The 19,808-nt window shown below is 38.2% G+C and carries 20 protein-coding genes; all 20 read left to right on the top strand.

Going from position 1 to position 19,808, the window contains the following annotated elements:
- The first annotated feature begins 5 nt into the window (after nt 1–5).
- The 20 genes from H8S51_RS14480 (at nt 6) to H8S51_RS14385 (ending at nt 19,763) form a co-directional block, all read left to right on the top strand.
- The gene (locus H8S51_RS14480) at nt 6–512 is read left to right on the top strand and encodes an FHA domain-containing protein (RefSeq protein ID WP_006858377.1); all 507 of its coding nucleotides are present in this window, start codon (nt 6–8) and stop codon (nt 510–512) included.
- Nucleotides 509–1,339 carry a PP2C family protein-serine/threonine phosphatase gene (locus H8S51_RS14475; RefSeq protein ID WP_118592436.1) on the top strand — a complete coding sequence of 277 codons (831 nt, stop codon included), beginning with the start codon at nt 509–511 and terminating at the stop codon, nt 1,337–1,339. The genes H8S51_RS14480 and H8S51_RS14475 overlap by 4 nt, the downstream gene beginning before the upstream one ends.
- Nucleotides 1,336–3,087 carry a hypothetical protein gene (locus H8S51_RS14470; RefSeq protein WP_186899601.1) on the top strand — a complete coding sequence of 584 codons (1,752 nt, stop codon included), beginning with the start codon at nt 1,336–1,338 and terminating at the stop codon, nt 3,085–3,087. Before H8S51_RS14475 ends, H8S51_RS14470 begins: the two co-directional genes overlap by 4 nt.
- A gap of 5 nt (nt 3,088–3,092) precedes the next feature.
- The gene (locus tag H8S51_RS14465) at nt 3,093–4,337 is read left to right on the top strand and encodes a hypothetical protein (RefSeq protein ID WP_186899602.1); all 1,245 of its coding nucleotides are present in this window, start codon (nt 3,093–3,095) and stop codon (nt 4,335–4,337) included.
- A gap of 73 nt (nt 4,338–4,410) precedes the next feature.
- Nucleotides 4,411–5,103 carry a hypothetical protein gene (locus H8S51_RS14460; RefSeq protein WP_186899603.1) on the top strand — a complete coding sequence of 231 codons (693 nt, stop codon included), beginning with the start codon at nt 4,411–4,413 and terminating at the stop codon, nt 5,101–5,103.
- A gap of 17 nt (nt 5,104–5,120) precedes the next feature.
- Complete coding sequence (locus H8S51_RS14455) at nt 5,121–7,712, top strand: acetate and sugar kinases/Hsc70/actin family protein (protein WP_186899604.1); 2,592 nt, start codon at nt 5,121–5,123, stop codon at nt 7,710–7,712.
- 14 nt (nt 7,713–7,726) lie between these two features.
- Nucleotides 7,727–8,500, top strand: a complete 774-nt coding sequence (locus H8S51_RS14450) for a hypothetical protein (RefSeq protein WP_186899605.1) — start codon at nt 7,727–7,729, stop codon at nt 8,498–8,500.
- A gap of 28 nt (nt 8,501–8,528) precedes the next feature.
- Nucleotides 8,529–9,035: a hypothetical protein gene (locus tag H8S51_RS14445; RefSeq protein ID WP_186899606.1), complete on the top strand. Its 507-nt coding sequence runs from the start codon at nt 8,529–8,531 to the stop codon at nt 9,033–9,035.
- A 16-nt stretch (nt 9,036–9,051) separates the two neighbouring features.
- On the top strand, nt 9,052–10,437 hold the full coding sequence (locus H8S51_RS14440) for a hypothetical protein (RefSeq protein ID WP_241070751.1): 1,386 nt from the start codon (nt 9,052–9,054) through the stop codon (nt 10,435–10,437).
- Between the two features lie 52 nt (nt 10,438–10,489).
- Entirely contained in the window at nt 10,490–11,761 is a 1,272-nt protein-coding gene (locus tag H8S51_RS14435) for a hypothetical protein (RefSeq protein WP_186899607.1), read from the top strand.
- Nucleotides 11,762–11,775: 14 nt separating this feature from the next.
- On the top strand, nt 11,776–12,351 hold the full coding sequence (locus H8S51_RS14430) for a hypothetical protein (protein WP_118091986.1): 576 nt from the start codon (nt 11,776–11,778) through the stop codon (nt 12,349–12,351).
- A 28-nt stretch (nt 12,352–12,379) separates the two neighbouring features.
- Nucleotides 12,380–12,817 carry a PAAR-like protein gene (locus H8S51_RS14425; RefSeq protein WP_186899608.1) on the top strand — a complete coding sequence of 146 codons (438 nt, stop codon included), beginning with the start codon at nt 12,380–12,382 and terminating at the stop codon, nt 12,815–12,817.
- An 11-nt stretch (nt 12,818–12,828) separates the two neighbouring features.
- Entirely contained in the window at nt 12,829–13,647 is an 819-nt protein-coding gene (locus H8S51_RS14420) for a hypothetical protein (protein WP_186899609.1), read from the top strand.
- A 6-nt stretch (nt 13,648–13,653) separates the two neighbouring features.
- Nucleotides 13,654–15,102, top strand: a complete 1,449-nt coding sequence (locus H8S51_RS14415; protein ID WP_186899610.1) for a hypothetical protein — start codon at nt 13,654–13,656, stop codon at nt 15,100–15,102.
- Nucleotides 15,050–15,421 (top strand): hypothetical protein, encoded by a 372-nt coding sequence (locus H8S51_RS14410; RefSeq protein WP_241070750.1) that lies wholly within the window; start codon nt 15,050–15,052, stop codon nt 15,419–15,421. Before H8S51_RS14415 ends, H8S51_RS14410 begins: the two co-directional genes overlap by 53 nt.
- 96 nt (nt 15,422–15,517) lie before the next feature.
- Nucleotides 15,518–16,810, top strand: coding sequence for a PAAR-like protein (locus H8S51_RS14405; RefSeq protein ID WP_186899611.1), 1,293 nt, complete (start codon nt 15,518–15,520; stop codon nt 16,808–16,810).
- A gap of 121 nt (nt 16,811–16,931) precedes the next feature.
- Nucleotides 16,932–17,759 (top strand): polysaccharide deacetylase family protein, encoded by an 828-nt coding sequence (locus tag H8S51_RS14400; protein ID WP_186899612.1) that lies wholly within the window; start codon nt 16,932–16,934, stop codon nt 17,757–17,759.
- Between the two features lie 323 nt (nt 17,760–18,082).
- On the top strand, nt 18,083–18,448 hold the full coding sequence (locus H8S51_RS14395) for a hypothetical protein (protein WP_241070749.1): 366 nt from the start codon (nt 18,083–18,085) through the stop codon (nt 18,446–18,448).
- Between the two features lie 2 nt (nt 18,449–18,450).
- Nucleotides 18,451–18,873, top strand: coding sequence for a hypothetical protein (locus tag H8S51_RS14390; protein ID WP_186899613.1), 423 nt, complete (start codon nt 18,451–18,453; stop codon nt 18,871–18,873).
- A 17-nt stretch (nt 18,874–18,890) separates the two neighbouring features.
- Complete coding sequence (locus tag H8S51_RS14385) at nt 18,891–19,763, top strand: hypothetical protein (protein ID WP_241070748.1); 873 nt, start codon at nt 18,891–18,893, stop codon at nt 19,761–19,763.
- Nucleotides 19,764–19,808: the final 45 nt, after the last annotated feature.

Raw genomic sequence — 19,808 nt, 5'->3', positions numbered from 1 at the left:
AAAACATGAGTGGAAATTTAATTCGCTGTCAGAACGGACATCTTTTTTCAAGCAGGAGATATGGAACAGTGTGTCCGTACTGCAATATTGAGACAGCCACGAAAGAAAAAAAGTCAGTGGAAAAATCGCAGGAAGAAATTGAGGACATTCTTTTTCTGGAGGAGGAGAATCCGGTCTGCGGCTGGATTGTATGCGTAAAAGGTCCGAGAAGAGGCAAAGATTACCGGGTCATGGACGGAAAGAATTTTGTGGGACGGGCAGATGATATGGATATTCAGATTCTGGGGGATAACAAAATCGCACGGAGAAATCATGCGGTGATTGTATTTGATGCGAAGAAACGGGAGAACATGATTTTGCCGGGAGACAGCAACGGTCTGGTCTATCTGAACGGTGAAGCGGTCTATCTGCCGCAGCCGTTAAGTGCATATGACGTGATTGAGATGGGGGAGAGCACATTCCTTTTTGTCCCTTTCTGCGGGGAGCATTATATGTGGGAGGACGATAAATGAATGTCCCGTACCTGACAGTCTGTATCTTATGCGCTTTCTTAGGGATTGCATTTTTGTACCGTTTTTGTCTGGTATTCCGGAGCAGCAGAGAGGGATATGAGACGGGAGCCTGCAAGACCATCGGCAGCCGTGAAATACAGATGGATTACTTTACAATAGAAGAAAATGAGAATGGTTTACTGGCGGTTTTAGCAGACGGAATGGGAAAAGAAGCGGGCGGCAGAATTGCTGCTAAGACAGTCATTCGGGTTTTTAAAGAAATTTTTGAAACGTACAACATGGCAGACCACCCGTCCTATTTTTTTAAGAAAGCGTTTCAGATGGCAAACCGGGAAATTTTAAAACAGATGGATGAGGGAAGAGGAATGGCGGCAGTCAGCGCCGTTATGATACAGGGAGGATTTCTGTTTTACGGGATTGTCGGGAATGTAAAGATTGCAGTATTCCGAAATGAGGAATTGGTTCCCCTTGGAACGGGACACACCGTAGATGTGCTGGCACAGGATAAGTATGTGGAAGGCGTTCTGACAAGAGAAGATGCCCTGTCTATGCTGCAGGAAAAAAGAATTTACAATTACCTGGGAAGAGACGGTTTTAAGGAAATACAGTTCTACGACAAGCCGGTTCGCTTACAGGAAGGGGATGTGGTGGCAGTTTTCAGTAATGGAATGCAGGAGAGCGTGACATGGAAAGAGATGGAAGACTGCTTAGCCCGGAAGAAAAGCTGTAAGAGAATGGCATTTGATTTGGTGGAACTGGTAAATCAGAAAAAAGGCGATAAGGATAATGCCAGCGTAATTCTGATAAGAGTTGGAGAAATGACATGAGAAAACAGAACAGTGATTTTGAGGCACGGTTTATTTCCGAAGAGGGAAGCAGGTTAAAAAACAGAGATTATTTTGGGTATGTGGAATTAGATGAGTTCGCCTGCTATGTCATCGCAGACGGAATTACGGAGGTCACGGATGTAGAAAGCGCAAGGCTTGCCATTGAGACAGTCATTCTTAGTTTTCAGGAAAATCCATCTCTGTCAAAGCGGGCTGTAAAGAGATTGTTAAAGCGGGCAAACCGGGCATTGTTAGGAAAAGAAAGTGACAGACGGTTAAAGGCATCTATTACAGTGGTTGTAACGGATTACCAGAAGATGAGATATGGCTATGTGGGGAACACAAGGCTCCGCATGTACCGGGGAGGGGCGGTTTACCGTCAGACGAGGGATATGTCTCTTGCCCAGGAGATGGTGGAGCAGGAGAAAATTGCCAAAGATGAGTTGATGCAGCATGAAGAGAGGAATAATCTTTATGCCTATCTGGGACAGAAAAATTTTAAGCCCGTGGTTTCAAAGAAGATAAAGCTGGCGGAAACCGACATGATTGCTCTGTATACAAGGGGAATCTGGGAGAATGTGGACGAGGCGGAACTGGATGATGTCTTTGCAGAAGCTGACAACGAAGTGCAGACAACGGTGGATAATATCGAGGACTTACTGCTTTCAAGACAGCCGGAGAATCTGGACAACTATACGCTGGCAGTTATTTTTGTAAATAAAGTATACCAAAATCCAGAGAAGCGGAAACGGATAAAAAAAATAGTGATGATTACGGTTATTGTTGTCATAGCGGCAATCGTTATCGGTGTGGTGCTGTGGTTTCTGCGTGATAGAAAAGTGCAGCGTACTGAGGATATGAATTATCATTTTACCAATACGGTGGAATATATCAATACCGGAAATTATGTCAGGGCAAAGGAGGAATGCGAGCAGGCGCAGAAACTGGCAGAAAAGCTGAAAAACAGCAGTATGAGAAACCGTCTGCAGGAATATTCCTTTGTGATAGAGACTGTGATACTGGCAGATGAAAGCTACAGCAGCGCAGATTATGAAGCGGCCGAAGAATACTATCTTTCTGCATTGGATCGCACCAGATATGCGGACAATGTAGGGACGGATTACATAGAAAATAAGCTGGAGAATATCAGCGTATTCCTGTCGGTGGAGGATTATATAAACCTTGGAGATTCCCTGTTAGAGCAGGGCGATTATGATGGGGCGGAAGAGAAGTATCTGCTGGCAAAAAAAGCTGCATTGTCCGTACATGATACGGAGGGCAAACAGACCGCTATGGATTCTCTGGAAAAGCTTTATGAGGAAAAGGCAGATGCCGAGAGCGCGGCACAGGAAGAAGCAGACAGTCAGGCACAGCAGACAGTTGCCGCAGCGGAGATGGTGGCAGCGGGAGATAAGGCATGTCTGGAAAAAGATTATGTTGGGGCGAAAGTTTATTATACGATGGCAGTTACCAAATATGGTGAAGTAGCGGATACGGCGGGACAGGAAGATGCACAGAAAAAATTGGATGCCGTAGAAGAAAAATTAAGTGAACAGGAGAAACAGAAAAATACGGCGGCTGCCTATGAAAGCCAGGGAGAAGCCTGCCGGCAGTCCGGGGATTTGTGGGGAGCAAAATCACAGTATCTGTCTGCAAAATCGGTTTATCAGGAACTTGGGAGTGATGAAGATGTGCAGAGGATAGAGGGAATTTTGAGCGATATTGATATGCAGATCACAGAGGGGTAAATATTGTGGAAAGTATTACAGATTTACAGCAGCACATACGAAAAAGGCTGACAGAAATAGAGGATCTGGACGAGCGGAAGGACGCAAGGGAAATATTGTTGGAAGGTCTTGTGCCCATTTTTGAACGGATGGAAAAACGGTATCTGGATTTGGAAAATCAAATCAAACGGGAAATAGAGATTCCAAATGAGAAATATGCAGTCTCTATGACGGTTATCACCCAGAAAGATTATGACCCTATCAACGGAACACTGTACCCGGTTGTTCCGGCATTACTGCAGGAGGATAAGGAGCAGGAGAAGCAGGAAGCAATGCCCTGCATTATCTATTTTGCGGGCAGTTATCAAAAGAAAGCAGAATTTGAAAAAGCAGCAGATTTTCAAGGGGTCGATGACAGCGGCAAATCCTATACCGTCCGGGTGCACAAAGCAAAATGTTATCAGCAGGCGTTGTCGGAGCTGTATCAGGTATTCGTCTATAACAAGATATGCTGGACAACAGTCAATACGGGATATCTGGATAGATTTTATGAAATAGATACGGACGGGGAAACGGATGGAAACGGTTTGAAAATAGATTTTGGCAGCTATGAGGAAGATATTAAAAATGACATGCTGCTGTTATGGAATATAGAAAAGTTCACATTTCAGTGCCGTAAATTTATGGTTCCGTGCATTGATGAGAAATATTATGAACATGAACTGGATTTAAAAAACTATGATTTGGACAGCGGATATATGCTTGGAATCAATGAAGATGTTCTTAAGGTCAGGCATGAAAAAGACAAAATTATCATGACCTCATTGAAAGAATCCTTTCGTGATTGGGAGGCATACCGCTTTATTGGAAAGATAGATACAAGTTCCCATGGGTATACCTGCGAAATGTTAAGCAACAGCAGAAAAAGCAGTTTTTTTCAAAATTACAGAGAACGGCAGGAAAGTTCCCTTGACAGCCGGACAGAGTTGTTTTGGATGGTACAGAGCTTTGAACATAATGTTTATGTAGAGTTAGAAAAGTGTGAGGTGCTTGAAACACCACCGGAGTCCTGTCTGGAAGGGGATATGAATCCATTTTTGGGAAATACCGTTTTCCCGATGGAGACAAGAAAAATTCTGGCATTGTATTTTAGACGAAAGGGACAGAAAAACAATTTTTGCGAAGATATGGTACGTTTTTTTGTGTCACAGATACAGTTATCGGTCTGTGAATATAAGTGTGTTGGTATTCTGATGGATTCGCACCTTTAACCATTTTATGTTAGGCGGTACAGCCTTGTAAAACGACAGGGAGACAGGACATAGGACAAAGGAGTTTAAGTGTATGCAGTATATCTGGGAGGTTGTGCTGGCAGCAGAAAAAAATGGAATCAGGGAAGCCGATTTGCGGTATGAGGTGGCAGAGGTGCGAAACCCATATCTGGAGGTTTCCTTTAGTGACTTAAATACGCAGACCGTAGAGCAGACTGTTGTAGAGGTAAATCCATTTTACCGCTTTTTTGATATTTTCAGTGAGATATTGGATATTAACCAAAAGGAATATGAAAAGACAAGGGAAATCTTTGTGGATACAGTCTTTCATTATCTGGCATTGACGGACTTGAGGATGGGCATGAGCAAAAAAGATTACTATCTTAAGTTCTTAGCAGAGGAATTGGGAAGCGGACAGTTTGGAAGTAAGGCAAAGGCGGCAATGCGGTTATTTTCACGGTATGAAAAAAGATATCTTGTACTGGCTCTCATGGATGTGGTGGCTTCCCGCAATTATCTTGAAATTTTCAAATGGTTGTTTCAGGAGATATATATAAATTCCATGATATACGTCAGCATGGATTGTGCCAATGAGCTTTATATTTACGTTGGAAGTGCAGAAACGCAGGAAGAAAGGAAAAGGGTTCAATTTTTATTAGACACTTTTTTACCGATAGGAGTGAGGACAGAAGTTTTTTATCTGGAACATTTCGGAATTTTGGAAATAGAAGAAACTATGATATTAGATAAGGTACTTTTAATATAGAGGCGGAGGTGATAGGTATGGAGGCAACCGGAACGGATACAAGGAAAAACGAAATGAAATATGAAAAATCAGAACTGGAGTTGATGACCACCTATCAGCTAAGGGAAATCTGCCGTCGTGAAAAGATTATGAACGGTGTGATACACCCTCTCGATAAAGAAGAACTGATCCAGACGATTATGCGTTACATGGGAAAAAGACAGGACTTCCTTATCTGTGACAGGAAAAAAAGGGGAGAAGAGCGGGTAGAGGAATTTTTAAAAAATACCAGGATTGTAATAAAGCCCAGTGAAGAATTATACTGCCAGTCCCAGATTTTAGCTTATGAGGGACTGTCTATCGAGTATTATGACGACTATACCATTCCTTATAAGAAAGAGTTGGCAGGAACAAATGCCTTTTTAATAGGAAGCGATAAGACGCTCTGTGCGATTTTAAATCTCAAAGAGCATGGGGGAAAACAGGAAAAATTGTATCTTACCAAGGCGGCGGAGCTAGAGACACGGGAGACGCAGAGAAAAGATTACAGGATTTTCTGCATGGGACGTCAGAACTCAGAGTGTATGTATCACCTGTACTATGGAGAGCAGACGATACTGCCGGAGCATATCGAGGTTTACAGTATACCACTGATTGATTTTGTGGTGAGAAAACCTGTCACACTGATGCTGCCTATGGCGATTGATTTTGGTTCTGTAAATACCACTGCCGGGGTGTATCTGGATTCTGCTTATTTTGAAAATGTCGGAGAGCAGGCTGCGGTAAAAAATTGCAGGGAAAATGAGATAAATTATACAGCTTTTGAGGATGGTAACGGAGAAAGTATGCTATTGCCTAGCGTGATTGGAGTATTGGCAGTGGAAGAAGAGGATTACAAGCTGCTGTTCGGTTATGATGCGATAAGGCTGGCAAATGCAAGTTATGTGGATGAGGGTTTTTGTGTCTTTTATGATGTGAAACGCTGGATTGGGGAATATGACAAAGAGGAAGAAATTGTTGACAGACAGGGACGGCGGAGGCTGGTAAAGCGGGCGGAGATTTTACGTCGATTTTTCCTGTATATCATAAGAAAAACGGAGAACCGTTTTAAATGCCGCATTTCTCAGGTACATATCTCAAGTCCGGTGAAGCAGAAGCATTATTTCCGCAGAATGTTCCGGGAGATACTGCCGGAATATATGGCGGGTCAGGAAACGATGCTCGATGAGGGAATGGCTGTATTATATAACACCATTTCTAATATGTTAGAGCAGGATACTTTGGAAGAAAATGAAGAATATGAAGCGCTTATCATAGACTGTGGAGGAGGGACAACAGATTTATGCTCTTATCGTTTTCGCATTCAGGACCGCAGAGCCGCTTACAAAATCTATATGGAAACTACATACGAAAACGGCGATACGGACTTTGGCGGAAATAACCTGACATACCGCATTATGCAGATATTGAAAATCGCACTGGTGCGTGCCAAAGGAAATCAGAATGTAAGCAGTGTGAAAGAAATTCTAGAATACATGGATACGGATATTTACCGTTTTATTGATTCGCATGGAGTAAAGGAGTTTTATCAGTATTTGGAACAGGAATATCAGAAAGCGGAAGAGACACTGCCGACACGTTTTGCAGATTTTGAGAGATATAACCGCAGCGAATATTACAAGGTAAAAAATAATTTTTATACCTTATTTAATACAGCGGAACAGATAAAAAAACTATTTTATGGGAAAGTCGGAGCGTTGGAGGTCACGGTAACTTCGGAACAGAAGGAGCAGAGGGAAAATACTGTTTTATTGGATAAGTGGAAGCTGTCTTTCTGGAAAGGGAACAGCCTTACGGTGGAAAAGATGATACCGGAAGTGATGATGAACTATTTTGAGATAGAGCTGCTGTTATCCGGCGAGATATACGGCATTGTACAGAAATTTATGGAGGAATTATACCACAGCGGAAGAATACAGGATTTTTCCTTTATTAAGCTGACGGGGCAGTCCTGCAAGATTGATTTGTTCAAGGATGCGTTAAAAGAGTTCGTTCCGGGGAGAATGATACAGTTTCGGAAAAGGGCGAATATTGATGCGGCAGATTTTGAATTAAAGATGACTTGTGTGGACGGGGCGCTGAAATATCTGCGTGACCGGAAATATGGGCTGGCAGATATTCACCTGAACAATGGGAAAGCTGTGTTCCCCTATCGGATTACCGCTTATACCCATAATGGAAAAGAAGTGGTACTGGTGGATGGTTTTAAAGACTGGGATACGGCGGGAACTATTTCGAGGAATATGGAGGATTTGATTCTTCCGCTGTATTTGAAAAATACGGACGGGGAGGAACATTGCCGTTTTCAGTATGTATGCAGGCAAGAAGATTTTTCACAGAAAAGCTATGAGGAGATTGAGGCGGTTTATGGTTCCCATATTCTACAGAAAGAGACGGACAGTATTGAGAATGGAGATGTGAAGTTCTTCGTATGGGCAGAACAGGAGGAATGGGGATTTCAGGTTGTTCCGGTTTACTGTAAAATAGATGAACTTTATCTGGGGAAAGCAGAATTTTTCAGTTTCGAGAGTGATAACTGGGTGAACAGTTTTTTTGACGGGAAGAAATAGGAGTGTGAAGTTTCATGGAAATCAGGGTTCCGGTGTTTGCGGGCAGGCGTATTTTGAAAAAAGAAAGTTTGTGGGATATCAGGGATTACACCTATGCAGGATGGCAGTTGTATTATTCGGAGTATACGGATGGCCTGTTAAAGGGCTGTGATATACGGGCGGAAGATGGTCAGCTTGTCATTGGGAAGGGAATGTTGAAATTTCACGATTTTATTTATCTGATGATGGAAGAGGAGAGAGTGGATTATCAGCCGAAGAACAGGTGGCAGGTGTTGAAAGCAGAATTTTCAGAGGATGAGACAAATCTGGACTATAAGGCATACCGGGTTAGATTCTTTTTGGACGAAGAGATGGAACTGGGGGAGAACCAGATAGAAATGTGTCGGTTTTATCTGCGGGAGGGTTCGGTGCTGCGGGATAGTTATAAGAATTTTGCGGATATGTCAACGGAGTACGATACGGTAAATCTGATCTGTGCTACGGTGGCGGGAATTGGGGAGAAAACGCTGCATCCGTTGGTGGTTAAGCAGTTTGGTGAAGAGCTTTGGAACATGGAGGAGAAGGATCAGTTTGATTTTGGATTTTGCAGTCTGGTTTGGAATACACAGGGGAGGGTGGAGCGAAAAGTGATTGCGGCATATTTAAGTAATAAGATGAAGAAAGCTGTAGTGGCTAATATCATGTCGTACGATAGCCAAATGGTATATGAGAAGCTGGAGAATATCGTGGATAATATGGGAAAATTCAAAAGGGAAAAAGTAAATTCTAAAGTGATTATTGTAGATTAGTCGATAGAACAGAAACGGAGAGTGTAATTTGAAATATTTTGAGATAGTAGAAGCACCAGAACACAAGTATGCACCAAGAGTAAAGAATTGGTATGGAAAGATTGATGTGAGAGATATTTGTATAAAAAAATATCCTGATTTGCCTAAAAGAGAATTATTTGTTATTGAATCATCTGAAAAAACTATTTTTACAGATATTATTTTATTTCCTTTTTTATTACTTTCACCGAATGTAATGGATGTTATTAAAATGTATCATGAAAGATGCTTTTATAGAGAAGTTATTCTTCTTGATCAGCTAAATGGAAAATCTGAATTGTATTATTTGCCAGTATTTGATGAAACAGAAAAGCTTTTGATTAGGAACAGGGAAGATTTAATGCAAGAGGAAGAGGTAAATTTAAAAAAAGAAATTTTTTGGATTCGGGATTCATTCAAAAGACATACAATCATTTCTCTCGAGTTGGCAGAAAGTTTATTGTGGAGAGAAATAACAGGTCTTGGCATAAAAGAAGTTAAACTGTATACTAATTAATAAAGGAGAGCGAAAGATGAGGGAAGAAAGAATAGTTGTTCATCCTTTTGAACAGTTAAAGATTGAAAGCTATCAAAGTGTGGAAGAAGTAAATGAACATGCGTATATTAAAATGTCAGGTCAGATTCCATTTAAAAAGAAAGATGAGTATATGTACAAAGGGGAAAGCAATCCCTGGGTTCGGGTGATTGCTGTAGCGAATAAAAAAGAACATACTTTATTGTATGGGATTATTGCAATTATCCGAATGGAAATAAAAAATAAAACGTGCCGTATGGAATTAGTTCTTCGGTCGGGAACGGTTCAGATGGATTGTAGAGAGAGAATGCGCAGTTTTCAATCTGAAAGTTTGACTTATAGTGAGGTATTGGATATATGTAATCAAAATTATAATGCTGACGGAATTATGTCAGTTGCAAAGGGAACAGCTATTAATCGATTTATTATGCAGTATCAGGAAACGGATTGGAATTTTATAAAACGGCTAGCAAGTATAAATCAGACGGTGGTGATTGCTGATAGTTCGGCACGGACTTCCCGCTATTACTTTGGACTTCCGGATAGAGAGAATACAATAAAAGGTGATAACATTGAATATGATACATGCTATGATGTGCAGGAATATTGGTTAAAAAAAGGCAAAAATTTAGAACTTTCACCAGTCGATACTATGATATATGTATGGACAAGCAGAGAAATTTATCATCTCGGAGATTGTGGATTGGTTCAGAATAAGCAGTTAATTGTGTGGAAAATTATTACGGAGATGAAAGGCGGCGTTTTGTATCACACTTATTATATGCGTACAAAATCAGGATTTAAGATACCTGTGATATATCATACAGAAAATTCTGGAGCATCGTTATTTGGAGTTGTGAGAAATGTAAGTGAAGAGAAAGTACAAATAGAAATTTTTGGTGATGAAAATAGAGAGCGGACGGGGGCGCGTTGGTTTCCGTACGCTACGGTATATTCTTCGGAGGATGGAACAGGTTGGTACTGTATGCCGGAAATAGGGGATAAAATCAGGCTATATTTTCCAACAGAAAAAGAACAGGACGCATATGTTATCAGCGCATATCATGAGGGAAATGGAGGATTAAGAACAAATCCGCAATGCAAGTTTTGGAGAAACAGGGAGGGGAAGGAGATACAGTTGGCTCCCGGAAGAATATTGCTGACAAATAATAACGGAACATACATTGAATTGTCTGATTCAAATGGAGTAGAGATTGTGAGTGGAGGTCCGGTAGTATTATCGGCAGGAGGGGCACTAAGAATCTCAAGTGCAAGTTCCGGTATAGAGTTAAGTGCACCTAATAAGGTAAAGCTAAAACAGGGAGACACTGAGATGAGTCTGGGAGGAGATTTGAATATGAGTGGGGCACAGATTAAACTATAATGAACTATAGTATGGATGAAAATAAGAAGTGATTCAGCGGCGAGGAAATATTATGGAGATAAGGATAACAGATAGTTTAAAGCTGCAATGTGAAATACCGTTTGTATTAATTGAAAAGTTTCAGTTTGTATGGGAGCCAAATCAACATGCAGTTTTAGGGTTGGAAGGTTACATAAATGGAAATGCACAATATATAACGGATAAATTATACGACAGTAAAATTAAAATATGGATGGAGAAAAAGCAAAGCAAAAGGGTACTTTTCTGCGGGTATTTAATAAAAGTACACGAGTGCGCTGTTGGAAAAACCAAAAGAGTCAAGATACAAGCGGCATCGGGGTCATATAAGTTAGATCAGTGCGTAGAATCGAAGTCATTTCAGAATACAGAGAGTACTTATGCAGATATTGTTATGCAGACAGTTGAGAATGCTGGCGGCAAGGTGATTTGTACAGAGGGAATTAATAAAAAAATAAGTAAACCGGTAATACAGTATAATGAAACAGCGTGGGGATTTGCAAAGCGGATGGCGAGTCAGGTAGGAGCATATTTGTTTCCTGACATTGAGACAGGAGGAATTAATCTTTGGTTTGGAGAGAGGGAAGGAAATGCTGCTGCAAAATTTTCGGAAACGGAATATGTAGAAAATATGTACCGGGAAATTGATACTAATACAATGAAAAGCTATTATGAGATAGACAGTAAGGAATTTTATGAAATCGGTGATAAAGCAAAAATTTGCGGCTTGGAATTGCAAATCTGGGAAGTAAAAGCATCTTTTGAACGTGGGGAGCTTAATTTTAAATATATATTAAAGAAAAATGCTTCCATTTCAACCATATATCAGAACCAATTTGTAGGATTGGGATTACAGGGGACGGTTGTAGAAACAAGAGGAGAACAGATAAAAGTTGCTTTGGATATTGATGGTGGTAAAACTACAGGAGACTATTTTTACGATTGGTATCCGGAAACGGGGAATGCACTTTATGCAATGCCGGAGATAGGAACTCAGGTACTTTTATACTTTAATAGTAAAGACGAGAGAGAAGGATTTGTACTGCATTCTCTGCCTAATTCTGTACAACAAAATACAGATTATAAGAACCGATATTTTAATACGAAAGAAGGAAATACAGTACATTTGTATAAAGACAGCGTAGATTTTTCTTGCCAGGGAAATCATAATTTGGCTCTTGCAGATAGTTTTATTTCTGCGGGGAGTAGTGGAACTGTTAGTATTTCTGCACAGGGAAGTGTAAAGCTGAGTGCACGCAGGATTACAATCAGTACGCCGGATGAGTTGAATATATGCCAGGGATAGCGAGGAGAATAACGATGGAATATTTTGATGAAGAGATTTTGGAGGCAAGGAGAGAACTGGAGCGTTTAAAACATACAACATTAGAAACAGGTATTTATGTGGGAGATGAATTAATTACTTTTACGAATATTACGCTGCCACAAACGAAAATTCATATATATCTGCCGGAACAGTTTATTGTTATGCCAGATTTGGTTAAAGATATGAAATATCCGTCAAAAAATGCACCAGATTTAATCATTACCAGTTTGGACAGTATGGTAAATTTTGGGTTTAATATACTTTCTGTGTCTATGGAAGAAGGGGACACGAAAGTGATGAGCAGCCAGTTCCAGAATGCGTTACGTAATGTTAATCCATCTATAAAGATTAAAAAGCAGGTAAATGATGTGACTACGGAACATGGAAATGAGATGAGTTGGTTTGATTTTAAAGGTTATCTTATAGATGGACAAAATTATAACAGAATGTATCTTGTGAAGATGAGAGAAACTGTGTTGCATGGAATTTTTAATTGTCCAATGCAATTTAAGGATGAGTGGGGAGAGATAGCTGAGAAATGTTTTATGTCGATTGAGGAAGAATTATAACGGAATTTTCTATATAGGGGGAAGCGTTATGTCGAAAGAGAAGGTATACAAAAATGGAGATTCTATTATAGCAGGAGATTTTACTTTTGAACTGGAAGGAAATTGCCTTCGAAAGTTTTTGAAAGGAATTTTTAAAAAACAATACCAAGATATTGCGTGTGATATGATGGTGAAACACTATGCTTTTTACGAAGAGTTAAATAAAGTAGGTATTGTAAAAGAAGAGGAATATGTCACAAGAGAAGCAACTATTTGCTGTTCTAACGGAACGGAAGTAGTCCAACTGGATGCTTATGAAGATCATGGAATACTTGCTGAAAACGGGAAACCGCTTATGACATGCAGTGATTGTGAAGTTAATAAGAATATCTATTCATTTGGTACTTGTAAATGTGGTGATATATATATAGTGAGAGTCTGCCTCATCCAAGTGAGGAGGGTGAGCCGGATGAGCATGGAAATGTAAGGTATAAATGTATGCCTGTTTTATGTGGAAATTGGAAACAGGATACAGGGGATTTACTTATATCAGAAGGGGAAGAATTTGTAGAAGCATTACGTTCAGGAGCTTTTTTAACGTGCATATATGAAGGAAAAATAACGGTAATAGGAATACCCGAAAAAGAAGCCGAAGAAAGGAAAAAAATACAAATATCTTCATGGCTTATTGCATATGAAGGAGAACCAACGAGAACGGGTGGAGTAGAAATAGATATACGAACAGAAGAAAGAGAGAAATTAAAAGAAAATAATATAAAAAGAGATGGAATTTCTAACGTAGATTGGTATTCATATGAAGAGTATACTACTGAGGATGGAAAGTTGACTATAAACAAATATGCTGTAGAACAATATAAAAATATAGGAGGAAAGGTAAGTGAGCAACCAGATGTCAATGGGGCATTTGTAAATGAAAAAGGAAGGTATTGGGTGGCAGTAGGACCCGAAATATTAAGCCCTGGATATAATGAGCAACCCGTAGAAGAGCAGACAATTTCAGATAATCAATTTAAATATGGCACAGAAATAGATGTGGTATTGCAAAACAGTAAGGATAAGAGTGAAGTTTATATTGAGTGTATTATAGGTGATGTTAAAGCTCATACATATCCTAATGGAGTATTTCAAACAGGGGATGCGTATCCTAACTGCTCAAGCAAAGATGATGGTAGTAAGCATAGAAATGGATCTTATATTGAATTTATCAATGAACCTAAATTTGAAGATAATTATATTAATGGGAATATGTCTGATTATGTTGTGATAGATATTATTGTATATGAGAGAGGGATGTAGGTTGTTTTGAAAAGAAAGATTGTGAATATGGGGACGATAGGAATAGTAGTTATAATTCTGCTGGTTGGTGTCTTAAATTATAAACAGGCAGCAGAAACCAAAATGAAAAAGATTGAAACAGAGGAAAACAGAGTAAGAGAAAACAAAACAAATTATACAAACGAACAGGACAGCAGCAACATATGTGAGTCAGTAAAGAAAGTTGATTTTTCGTCAAAAGAATATTCGATTAATTGGGAGATTTATACAGATCAAGTGGAACTGGCATATAAAGAGAACTTTTATAGGATCATTACAAATCAGATGCCATTGGAGTATGGAGAAGAAAAGGCTGTCTATTTTCGGGATCATCTACGAGGGATAGCGGATTTAGATGACATGGAGTTTATAGAACAATTTGTAAAAAAAACAAGATATCGTTTTATTGATTGTGATGGGGATGGACTTCCAGAATTGCTAATGGATATTGGAATAAATGGTTTCTGCATATTAAAGTATCTTGTGGAAGAACAAAAAGTGGAAGTTTATCACTGGCTGAACGAATATGAAGTACTTCTTGGTTCGAATCAGATAGGATACTGTAATTCTACGAGTGCAAATAATACCCGATATGGATATAAAACATTGAATAAGGCAGGAGAAGTGGAGAATGAAATTTATTTTACTGCTTATTATGGCGAGACTGGAATAGAATATGAAATTTATATATTCGGAGATGAAAGTATGAGCGGGCATCTGAATCAGGAACAATGGGATGAAGTGACAAAAGACTTTTTTACAATGCTTGATTGCCCTGTTACTATGGTAACGTATGAGGAAGCTTTCGGGAAAAATTTTACTGGAACAGAAGCGCTGCATGGGAATACTGATGAGGCAATGAGGGCATATGATGAGTTTTTGTCAGGAGAGAGAGCGTTGGAAAATTCTGGTGGAGGTACGATAGCAGATATGGATGATGGAAGTATGAAGTATTTGACGTGTGACATAAATGGAGATCATATACCGGAGTTACATATTCAGACATTGGGAGATTATTATATTCTTGCATATCAAAATAATATGCTGTTTGTTTTGTTTCATGAACAGGTGGAAGAAACATTAAAATGTTATGATGTTTGTAAAAATGGCGTGATTGTGTATAAATATACAAAAGAAAATAAAGAAAGCTATTCCTTTTATAAATTTGAGTTTTCTGGAAATGCGTTTAAAACAATTGCATTTTACCGGAATGACAGTAATGGAAATGGTGTATATGATGAGTATGAATGTAATGAAACTATTTGCACGTTTGAGGAGTGGACTAGCAGTGCAGAAGGATATTTCAGTATCGATAAAAATGGGGATGTGCAGATTTTACATATGATGGGATGGAAAAATTACGATGAATCAAAGAGATGGAAAGATGCTGAAGGAACAAGCTGCAAGAGTTCTTTTTTATTATATGTATTCGGATGAGGGGGATTATGATTCAATAGTTGTAAGAACATATAAACAGGAACAGTCGGTATATGTATATCAGTTTCCAGAAGATCAGGAGTTTCCTTGTGTAAGAAATTTTTCATGTAGAGGTATGACGGAAGATCAGGAATATTATATTTTTGCAGATTATACAGACTATTATACTCATGGTTATGAACCTGTTTTTACTCATTATCATTATCTTACAAGTTATGCTGTTAACAGGGAGACGGGCGAAGTGCTTCGGGAACGGGAATGGAGTGATATAGAGTGTGAGTGGTTGTATAATGAAGAGTATAGAAAAGCAGTTAAATAGTGGAAACTATTTATAGGTAATTGCGAAACAAGTTCGCAATTCTGATTGAAAATACGTAAGAAACATAACGGAATTTTTATATAGGGAGAAAGTTTTATGCCGGAAGAGAGGGTACAGAAAAATGGAGATGCCATTATAGCGGGAGATTTTACTTTTGAATTGGAGGGAAATTGGCTTCAAAAGTTTTTCAAGGGATTTTTTAAGAAAAAATATGAAGATACCGCATGTGAGATGATGGCGATGCATTACGCTTTTTACGAAGAGTTAAATAAAGTAGGTAGTGTACAAGAAGAGGAATATGTTACAAGAGAAGCAACTATATGCTGTTCTAACGGAACGGAAATGGTTCAATTGGATGCTTATGAAGATCATGGAATACTTGCTGCGAACGAAAAACCGCTTATGACATGCAGTGATTGTGAAGTCAATAAGAATATCTATTCATTTGGTACTTGTAAATGCGGTAATATATATAGTGAGAAACTTCCTCATCCAAGTGAAGAGGGTGAGCCGGATGAGCATGGAAAGGTAAGGTATAAATGTATACCTGTTTTATGTGGAAATTGGAAACAGGTAACAGGAAATTTACTTATAGCAGAGGGTGAAAATTTTGTTGAGGCACTACGTTCAGGAGCTTTTTTAACGTGCATATATGGAGGAAAAATAACGGTAGTAGGAATACCTGAAAAAGAAACTGATGAAGAAAATATTTCAAGCGAAGCGTTGATTTCTTTAGATAACTTAGATGATTTTGGTTTTTTTATTGGAATTAATAGTAAAGAGAGGGAGGCAGGAATCAAAGAATTGAAAAGAGTGTTAATAAAATATAATATTACTTCGAATGAGGAAATAGCTTTTTTTATGGGAGAAGTTGCCAAGGAGAGTAATTTTGGAACCAGAACTGTGGAAATGTTTTCTGGAGATGATCCAGAAGAATATTTCAACAATAGGTATAGTAACAATAGTGGCTTGGGAAACAAAGGTGGTAATGATGGTGAATTATATCGAGGAGCTGGATATATTCATCTGACAGGAAGATATAACTATGAAAAGTTTGCAGAATACATAGAAGATGATGAGATTGTTACAAGAGGATATAAAGTAGTTGGTGGAGAGTATAACAAGGATGTAAGTGACATTGAGCCAGGTGAAGTGGGGGTAATAGATATAGGGGAATATGCTTGGGAGTCGGCGGGATGGTTTTGGACTGAAGGTAATCCCAAAGGGTGTAATTTAAATGATTTTGTTGCAAAACTTGATTGGAAATCTGTTTCGGAAGCAATCAATAAAGGGGATAAAGGAACTTTTGTTGAACGAAATGGATACATTAATGATTTTTATGAGATATTGACGGGAAAATCGCTTGGTTTGCCAGATAGTTTAGAATAACTGGTTTTATCGTAAATACTCTGAAAAGTCAGAAATAACATTATTTGATAAGAAAAAATTCGAAGTGTGATTAAGTGTTTATTTGGGAAAACATTTAAAAATATATGAGAGGTCTTTGATAATGAAGTTAAGACAGAATAGAGAGATTAAGAAAAGTATAAAAATATATAGGAAAGAGGTATTTTGCGGAATAGTTGGTATTTTGCTCATAAGCTTGATTGTTTTTTATACAGTATTAAACAGCATGGAGAATAAGCGAACTTTACAAGTGAAGAATGATGTATACTCTCTTGGAAGGGAAAGAAATGAAACAAATATATACAATATAACGATAAATTATCCACAATTGGAAGATGGTATCGGTTTGAACATAGACATAAATAAAGTGAACTCACTTTTAAAAGATGCTGCATTTTCTGTGTATGCGAAAACATATGTGAAAGCCGTTGCACAGCTGGAAGAGGAAGTTCAAGATGCACATGCCTATGCAGGCGATGTAATTGATTATGATCTTCTGTGGTTGGATAATGATTATATAAGTCTAGTTTTTTCTATAGATTCGTGTGTGGGAGGACCGTCCTATACGCATCAATATCCGGTTACTATTGATATAGAAAAAGGGCAATACATTTACTTTAGTGATTTTGCAGACATTAATGAGGTACTGCAAGCGCTGCAGACGGGAAATTTTGAGGTATATGCAGGAACTTACAGTGAATTTAGTTCCGAAGATGCGCATGCCCCGGATGTAATTAAACAGTTTTCGGAAACGTTTCAAGAACAAGTTAGTGCAAGTACGACAGGAGAAGGTTTTGACTGTTTTAGTAGTCAGAATATTGGGTTAGATCAACAGTATTTATATATTTATTTCCCTTTTGAAAAAGGAATATCTTTTCATGGATATTATATTTTAGGTATTCCAAAGAATAAATTGGAGAACCAGAATTGAGTGATATAGAGTGTGAGGGGTTTAATGAGGAGTATAAAAAAGCAGTTAAATAGTGGAAATCTAGTTAATGAGAAAGGAAAAGGATGAACCGTTATATAGAATTAGAAAGTCACATACAACAATACTGTTTTGATAGAATGAATGTCAAATGGGAATATATAGATAATCATTATAGTATGCTATTTCCTGCTTTTGTGGAGAAGTTAGATATGTTAATGAAAAGATGGTGTGATGAACACTAAGATAAGAAGCAGGATAAAGTAAAATATCTTATTTTCCAACGACTACGAACCAGCGGATACACAGGAACTTATGAAATTTCTATGGGATTGAGTAATGACATGATCTATTTGGATGAACATATGTCCTGTGTATATTGGAGACCAGATTTAATATTTAAAGATATAGATCGTGACATGCTGGATGTCAATAAGAAGCTGGCACAGAAATATATTCGGATAGAAGAGTATGAACTGTTATATTTAAAACAGAGAATTCTTTTGGATGACTGGAAACTATTTTTTAAAGTTTTAGAAAGATTATCTAGTAAAGTTGCAGAAAAGACACAGGAACGATATGAAATATTTGAAGATGAAATTGATATACTAGCTGGGGATTATATGGACAGGCTTGATGTAATAAGCAGTATTAGTGTAAATAGAGAATTGTATAGCGAGAAAGGAAGATAGACGTGGGAAAACAAAAGAGTTCTTTTCATATGGGAGACGAATTTAATGGAAATGGAAAAAAGACTTATCTTAGGGCAACACAACATAACACCTATACTCCTCTTCCACAGCATCATGTAAGGGTGACACCGGATTTTAAACAAAATTTGCCAAAGGCTTTGGGGGCGATGCCACTTGTTATGAATCCAACATCAAAAAATGCGGGTATGTCGTTAAAAGCGATTGGAAGTATGCCTGGAGTAGAGCAGGTAATTATAACAAAAGATAAAAAGAACGGAAAGTATCAAGTGAGTTTTAAAGTGAGAAAATTGCAGATGACCACGGGTTCATATCTGCATTCAAGCCAAAAACAAAATAAAATTGATAAAAACATGGAAATACAACAATTTGTTAAACAGGTAGTTAGTAATTTTATCAAGAAATAGTAGAAGATTACATACAGTTGGATATAGATGCCAACAAGGGGCAGGGATATCCGTGGATATGGACACCGGAAACAAATAATCTGTGCTATTGTATGCCGGAAGAGGGAACAAAAGTTACATTATTTTTTCCGACACAGAAAGAGAGGGAGGGGCAGGCAATCCTTGCTGTAGTGCATCGCACAAACAGAGAGATGTATGGAGATGAACAAAACAGAGAGTTTGTCACTGCAAGCCGTAAAAAACTGGGACTCTATCCACAGAAACTTTTTTTGGAGAGTGTGGGTGAATGTCTGAAATTATCAATGGAAGATTCTTATGGGGTACAAGTTGATCCACGATTATTGTTGGCTATTATTGTAAAAGAAGGGACTGGCAGCTTTAATACAAGTTTTGATAATAAAGCAGGAGATGGAGGAAATGGTGCTGAGACTAATTTTGAAAGTGACTGTGAAAAGGCCGTTGATTTATTGGGAGGAAAAATTATTGCATATATAATATTTCATGGAGATTTTTCAAAGGCAAGGGCAGAAGCATACAATAAAGGATACGCAGGTATTAAAGATTATGATGATATCTTACACTATTTAAATTGGGAGACTCCTCGTTTGTCATTTCTTTCAAAAACATTTATATCTGGAGTCTATGCGGATGATAACAATTGGAATTCTGGAGTTCGACAAATATATAGTGAATTTGTCTATGATGATGTAACGGCAGAGTATACAAATTATGTTAAAGGTTTGAAACAGGATATTTTTGAAAATAATGCTAAAAAAGAAGGGATAAAAGTGACGACGAAGGTGACGTTTAAGGAAAGTAAAAATGGAAGAGATAGTCAGAGAAAATATAATAATGAATACACGATAATAGGAGTTATACCCAAAATATGAAAGAGGCAGTTTATAAAATAAGTTCGGCTTCTATTGTAATAGGAT

The sequence above is a fragment of the Roseburia rectibacter genome (genome assembly GCF_014287515.2).
GTDB classification, from domain to species: domain Bacteria; phylum Bacillota; class Clostridia; order Lachnospirales; family Lachnospiraceae; genus Roseburia; species Roseburia rectibacter.
Note: the sequence above shows the minus strand (reverse complement) of the source record. Positions and strands in the feature narration are given on the sequence as shown.